The following is a 5,355-nucleotide window of genomic DNA, read 5'->3' on the forward strand; positions in this document are numbered from 1 at the left end:
CAGCATCAGGATCGGGTTGGTGGCGTCGAGGTAGCCGGTCGACTCGAAGCCGAGCAGGCCCTCGAGGTGACCTTCCTGGAAGATCCAGGTCACCACCCCGAAGCTCGCCGTGATCGAGAACGCGTTCATCAGGATCGCCTTGAGCGGCAGCACCACCGAACCGAAGGCCCAGAACAGCAGCACCAGCATCACGCCGATCACGATCAGGCCCATGATCGGCAGGTGGCTGCCCACCGAGTCGACCAGGTCGACCGTCTCGGCGCTGAGTCCCCCGACGAGAGCGGTCCCGGACTCCGGATCGACGTCGCGGAGGTCCTCGACGATCTGCTGGGACCGCTCGGTCTGGCTGTTGCCGTCCCAGACCGCCCGGAGCAGGGTGACGTCCCCGCGGGTCTCGATGGTCTGCACGTCGATGATGCCGTCGACCCGACGGACCTCCGCGACGTACGACGCCACCTCGTTGCGCGAGGCGCCGTCGACCAGCAGGCTGGCCGTCGAGCGCTCGGGTCCGAACTCGGCGTTCAGCTTCTCGGCGGCGACGTGGCTGGGCGCGTCCTCGGGGAGCACCCGGTGGTCGACGCTGCCCCACTTCACGCCGAGGAAGGGCGAGGCCAGGACGAGCAGGAACGTCGAGACCAGCACGATCACCACGACGGGGCGACGCATCACGGCGTGAGCGAGGCGGGCCCACCAGCCGTGGTCGGACTCGACGACGACGGGGCGCTTGCGACGCCACGGCAGCCGGCCGGCGTCGATCCGACGCCCGAGCAGACGCAGGATCGCCGGCAGCACGGTCAGCGCGGCCGCCATCGCGATCAGGACGGCGGCGACACCGCCGTACCCCATCGAGCGCAGGAAGTTCTGGGGGAAGACGGTCAGCGAGGAGAGCGCGGCCGCGACGGTGAGTCCGGAGATCAGCACCGTGCGGCCTGCGGTGCGCATGGTGGCCCGGATGGCGATCGCCGAGGCGTCGGGGTTGTCTGCCGGGATCACCGCGAGCTCCTCACGGAACCGGCTGATGATGAACAGGGCGTAGTCGATCGCGAGCCCCATGCCGAGCATCGAGATCACGTTGATGGAGAAGACCGAGACCTCGGTGAAGTGGGTGAGCACGCGGACGATCGCCAGGGCGCCGATCACGGCGAGCGCGCCGACCAGGGCAGGCATCGAGGCGGCGACGAGGCTGCCGAAGATCAGCAGCGCGAGCAGGACGACGATCGGCAGCGAGATCTCCTCGGCCCGACGGAGGTCCTCGGCGCTGATCCGGTTGACGTCGCCGTACACCGCGAAGGCGCCGGCGACGTCGGTGTCGAGCTCGTCGGCCTCGAGCGTGGGCTCGAGGATGTCGTAGTTGGTGAGGTACTCGTCCTGGCTGGTGCCCGCGAGCGAGATCAGCACCTGGGCGGAGTGGCCGTCCTTGCTGACCATCGAGGGGTCCTCGACGGCGTAGTACGGCAGGACCGACGTGGTGGTCCCGGCGGGCAGACCGTCGACGACCTGCTGCACGCGCTCGCGGAAGGCGGGGTCGTCGGCGGTCAGCTCGTCGTCGGAGTAGATCGCGACCACGTCGACGGTCTTGTTGCCGAAGACCTTCTGCTCCTGGGCCAGCTCGCGAGCCGACTCGGAGGCGGGGTCGTCGAAGCCGCCCTGGGAGAGGGAGTCGAAGACGCCGAGGCCGTAACCGGCGGCTGCGACGGCCAGCGTCATGCCGAGAAGCAGCACCGCGAGTGCGCGTCGTGCCACGAAGGCACCCCAGCGATCAACCATGATCAGACTCCTGTGACTACACTTCATCTTGGTGAACGGTGTAAACCGTAAACGGTGTAAACTATTGCTGTCAACGTGTCTAGAGCGGAGGGGCTGCGGGTGGTCCAGGAACAGACGCGTCGCGAGCGCCAGCGGGAAGCGACCATCGACGAGATCGTGCGGACCTCACGACAGCTGCTCGCCGAGGGGTCGGAGCTCTCGCTGCGCGCGGTGGCCGCCAGCATGGGGATGACCGCGCCCGCCCTCTACCGCTACGTGGCGAACTACCAGGAGCTCGTCGACCTGGTGGCCTTCGAGATCGACCGGGCTGCCACCGCGACGTTCGAGGCCGCGGCGAACACCCAGCCGGTCGACGACCCCGGGGCACGGCTGGTCTGCGCCTCGGTGGCGTTTCGGCAGTGGGCGCTGGCGAACAAGCGGGAGTTCTCGCTGGTCTTCGCGAACCCGGTCGCCGACCCCTCCTGCATCCGGCGCGACCTGCTCACCGCGGCCAGCTCGGGGCAGCTGTTCACCGACCTGCTGCACGACCTGTGGGTGCAGACCGGCTACCGGATCCCCACCCTCGACGAGCTGCCCGCGCCGGTGGCCGAGGCCGTGAGGGACCCGCTGATCCCCGCCGACCTGGACAAGGTGGCGCCCGAGGACCGGGGGCTGATCTGGGTGTACATGCAGGGCTGGACGATGTTGTACGGCGTGGTGACGCTGGAGGTGTTCGGCCACATGGACCCGCGGATCATCGAGAGCGGGGAGATGTTCGTCGACACCGTCCGGCGGTACGCGGCCGGGCTGGGGATGGCCGACGACTGGGGTCGGCTGGAGCCGATCATGCGCGCCGCGCTGGCTGCTTGAGGGTGTCGGGATCCCCGGATCTCCGGGGATGTTGGCGCTTCCATGGCATTGCAATGGCCTGGAAGCGCAAGGTTCCCCGGATATCCGGGGATCCCGACACCAGCTACTCCAGCAACGAGGCGACCCACTCCGGCACCAGTACGCCGGCAGGCCCGTGCCGCCACTCGTCGAACAGGTGGGTGCCCTCACTCGGCAGCAGGTTCAGCTCGAGGGTCCGCACCCCGCACATCGAGGCGTACTGCACGAACCCGGCAGCCGGGTACACCGCGCCGGAGGTCCCGATCGACACGAACAGGTCCGCGCGCCGGATCGCGTGCTCGATCCGGTCCATCCCGTGCGGGATCTCCCCGAACCAGACCACGTCCGGCCGCAGCTCGCTGACCCCGCATCCCGGACAGGGCGGGAAGTCGCCCAGGTCGCCGGGCCACCGGAACCGCCCACCGCAGCCGCGGCAGAGCGCGGACAGCAGCTCGCCGTGCATGTGCAGCACATTGCTCGACCCGGCCCGCTCGTGCAGGTCGTCGATGTTCTGGGTCACCACCAGCAGGTCGTCGCCCCAGGCGGCCTCCAGCCGGGCCAGCGCCCGGTGCGCGTCGTTCGGCTCCACCGCGGCGAGCGCGGCACGGCGGGCGTCGTAGAAGCGGTGCACCACCGACGGCTGGGCGTCGTACGCCTCCGGGGTCGCCACGTCCTCGACCCGATGTCCCTCCCACAGCCCGTCCGCGTCGCGGAACGTCGGTACGCCGCTCTCGGCCGAGATCCCGGCACCGGTCAGGACGACGACCCGCATCGACTCACCCCCGGCCGTGCACGGCGACGACGTACCCCTCGTCGCCGCGGTACGGCGCCCGGTCCCACCCCGCGAAGCGCTCCACCGACCTCAGCCCGACCCCCAGCAGCGCCGCGTCGACCTCGGCCAGCTCGGTCACCGGGCAGCCCTTCGGCAGGTGCGCGGCGTCCAGACCGAAGCCGCTGACCAGCCGTCCGCCGGGCGCCACGTGCGCCGCGAGCCGCTCGGCCACCGCCGCGACCGTCCCCGGCTCGAGCAGCGGCCAGATGTTGCCCGCCAGCACGACGACGTCGAACGTCGTGCCCAGGTCGACGGTGGCCAGGTCGGCCAGCCGCCAGTCGAGACCGGGCGCCTCGGCCCGAGCCACCTCGAGCATCGGCGGGTCCACGTCGATGCCGACGACGTCGTACCCCAGCTCGTCGAGTCGTACGGCGATCCGGCCCGTCCCGCAGCCGGCGTCAAGGACCCGCGCGGGCGACGGCACCAGCCCGGTCACGAACGCCGCCTCGCCGTGGATGTCCTGCCCGCCCGCCGCCATCCGACGGAACTGTTCGGCATAGGTCCGCGCGTAGTCGGGACCGACGCCCCTGCGCGCGATCTCCTGCCAGCGGGTCACCGGCTCAACCCAGCACCCGGTAGTCGAAGTTGACCTTGAGGCCCTTGACCGACTTCACCTTCGCCCGCACCTTGCCGTCCCGGTCGGCCGGCGCCAGTACGCAGATCGCCTTCGCGCCGACCTCGCCGATCAGCTCGGACTGGCAGACGACCTGGTCGACCCGGTACCCCTGCTTGCGCAGGGACCTGGCGATGTTCTTGGCCACCCGGGTGGCCGGCACGAACGGCGTGGTCACGAACTTGGTCTGCTTGCCGACGATCTCGGTCACCCGGACCCGGACGTCCGCGTCCTGCTTGCCGATGTCGAGGTGACAGTCCTGGGTGGCGCCGACCCGGGCGCCCAGGTCGCCGGCGCAGGTGGCGACCACCTCGACCTCGGGGTCGGCGGCGGTGAACAGCGCCGAGACCTGGGTCTCGAGCTGCGCCTGGCTGACGATCGCGGTCTCGGAGACCTGCGTGGAGCACCCCGACAGCGCGAGCAGCGAGACCGCGACAGCAGCGATGGATCTCATGCAGCGGCTCCTGGCCTGGCGTCCGGGGGCGTGCCGGGGCATCGGGGGCATCGGGTCGCTCAGTAGTACCACGGGAAGGGAGACCAGTCCGGCTCGCGCTTCTCCAGGAACTGGTCGCGGCCCTCGGCCGCCTCGTCGGTCATGTAGGCCAGGCGGGTGGTCTCGCCGGCGAAGAGCTGCTGGCCGACCAGACCGTCGTCGATCAGGTTGAAGGAGTACTTCAGCATCCGCTGGGCCGTCGGCGACTTGCCGTTGATCTTCCGCCCCCACTCCAGCGCCACCGCCTCGAGCTCGGCGTGCGGCACGACCCGGTTGACCATCCCCATCCGGAAGGCGTCCTCGGCGGAGTACTCCTCACCGAGGAAGAAGATCTCGCGGGCGAACTTCTGGCCCACCTGCCGAGCGAGGTACGCCGAGCCGAAGCCGCCGTCGAAGGACCCGACGTCGGCGTCGGTCTGCTTGAAGCGCGCGTGCTCGGCGCTGGCCAGGGTGAGGTCGCTGACCACGTGCAGGCTGTGGCCACCGCCGGCCGCCCAGCCGTTGACCACGCAGATCACGATCTTCGGCATGAACCGGATCAACCGCTGGCACTCCAGGATGTGCAGCCGGCCGAGCTTGGCCTTGTCGACGAACTCGGCCGTCTCACCCTCGGCGTACTGGTAGCCCGTACGCCCCCGGATTCGCTGGTCGCCACCGGTGCAGAACGCCCACTTGTCGTTCTTCTCGCTGGGGCCGTTGCCGGTGAGCAGCACGCAGCCCACGTCGCTGGAGATCCGCGCGTGCTCGAGGACCCGCAACAGCTCGTCGACCGTGTGCGGCCGG

Annotated in this window: 6 protein-coding genes; 1 reads left to right on the forward strand and 5 read right to left on the reverse strand. The window is 70.2% G+C overall.

Features of this window, described 5'->3' with window-relative positions:
* A partial coding sequence (locus tag ABZE72_RS15380) for an MMPL family transporter (protein ID WP_372729911.1) occupies positions 1–1,767 on the reverse strand: 1,767 nt, incomplete at its 3' end.
* A gap of 75 nt (positions 1,768–1,842) precedes the next feature.
* Here ABZE72_RS15380 and ABZE72_RS15385 point away from each other — a divergent pair.
* Positions 1,843–2,616: a TetR/AcrR family transcriptional regulator gene (locus ABZE72_RS15385; RefSeq protein ID WP_372729912.1), complete on the forward strand. Its 774-nt coding sequence runs from the start codon at positions 1,843–1,845 to the stop codon at positions 2,614–2,616.
* Positions 2,617–2,719: 103 nt separating this feature from the next.
* Here the strand turns inward: ABZE72_RS15385 and ABZE72_RS15390 are convergent, their stop codons facing one another.
* The 4 genes from ABZE72_RS15390 to ABZE72_RS15405 form a co-directional block, all read right to left on the reverse strand.
* Complete coding sequence (locus ABZE72_RS15390; protein WP_372729913.1) at positions 2,720–3,406, reverse strand: NAD-dependent deacylase; 687 nt, start codon at positions 3,404–3,406, stop codon at positions 2,720–2,722.
* Positions 3,407–3,410: 4 nt separating this feature from the next.
* The gene (locus tag ABZE72_RS15395; RefSeq protein ID WP_372729914.1) at positions 3,411–4,022 is read right to left on the reverse strand and encodes a class I SAM-dependent methyltransferase; all 612 of its coding nucleotides are present in this window, start codon (positions 4,020–4,022) and stop codon (positions 3,411–3,413) included.
* A gap of 4 nt (positions 4,023–4,026) precedes the next feature.
* Positions 4,027–4,533, reverse strand: a complete 507-nt coding sequence (locus ABZE72_RS15400; RefSeq protein WP_372729915.1) for a DUF4333 domain-containing protein — start codon at positions 4,531–4,533, stop codon at positions 4,027–4,029.
* Positions 4,534–4,592: 59 nt separating this feature from the next.
* A partial coding sequence (locus ABZE72_RS15405) for a 1,4-dihydroxy-2-naphthoyl-CoA synthase (protein ID WP_372729916.1) occupies positions 4,593–5,355 on the reverse strand: 763 nt, incomplete at its 5' end.

Source organism: Nocardioides sp. (assembly GCF_041600255.1).
Taxonomy (GTDB): domain Bacteria; phylum Actinomycetota; class Actinomycetes; order Propionibacteriales; family Nocardioidaceae; genus Nocardioides.